Origin of the sequence: Streptomyces sp. SM11 (assembly GCF_002910905.1) — a bacterium.
In the GTDB taxonomy this organism is placed as follows: Bacteria; Actinomycetota; Actinomycetes; order Streptomycetales; family Streptomycetaceae; genus Streptomyces.
In genome coordinates, this window is record NZ_NEUE01000144.1 from 1 (window position 1) to 836 (window position 836).

General features: G+C 70.1%; 1 protein-coding gene and 1 pseudogene. Both read right to left on the reverse strand.

Annotated elements, in window-relative coordinates:
• Positions 1 to 497 (reverse strand): ketoacyl-synthetase C-terminal extension domain-containing protein (locus tag B9S58_RS38980; protein ID WP_308457898.1); only part of this gene is annotated, 497 nt, incomplete at its 3' end.
• 24 nt (positions 498 to 521) lie between these two features.
• Positions 522 to 818 (reverse strand): annotated as a pseudogene (locus tag B9S58_RS38985) (hypothetical protein); the annotation flags it as partial.
• Between the last annotated feature and the right edge of the window lie 18 nt (positions 819 to 836).

The following is an 836-nucleotide window of genomic DNA, read 5'->3' on the forward strand; positions in this document are numbered from 1 at the left end:
GCCGCCGCCGCGTCGGCGGTGAGGTCGATGTCGACGCGGGCGACGGGCAGGGCCCCGTCCGCGACGGAGCGGAGCGCCGTCGCGAGGTCCGCCGCCGAGCGTCCGTGCACGGCGGTCTGGAACTCGAGTGCGGACCGGCCGGTGTTGGCGGTGTGGCACAGGTCGGCGGTCTCGGCGGCGTCGCGCGCCGTCTCGAAGCGCGCGGCGTAGGACCCGGCCAGTGTCCGTACGGCCGTCTCGTCCGCGCCGGTGACGCGCACCACGAGCGACTCCGGGACGGGTACACCCCGGACCACGGCGGTGGGTGCTTCCTCCAGGATCACATGCGCGTTGACCCCGCCCATCCCGAACGCACTCACCGCACCACGCCGCAGACCGTCCTCAGGACGCGGCCACTCCATGACCCGGTCCGCCAAGAAGAACGGCGTGCCCTCGAAACGAATATGGTCATTGGGCCGCACCACATGCAGCGACGGCGGAACCACACCCCGCTCCATCGACAACAACACCTTCACCAAACCCGCCAGACCCGCCGCCGGCTCCAGATGACCCACATTCCCCTTCAACGAACCAATCGCACAGAACTGCGAACGATCCGTCAGCGCACGCCACGCACGCGTCAACCCCTCGACCTCAATCGGGTCACCCAGACTCGTCCCCGTACCATGCGCCTCCACCATGCCAACCGACTCCACCGGCACCCCCGCATCCGCGAGCGCGGCCGAGATCACCGACTGCTGCGCCGCACTGCTCGGCACCGTCAACCCACTCGTACGGCCACCGTGGTTCACCGCCGTGCCCTTGACGACACCACGCACCCGGTCACCGTCACGCAG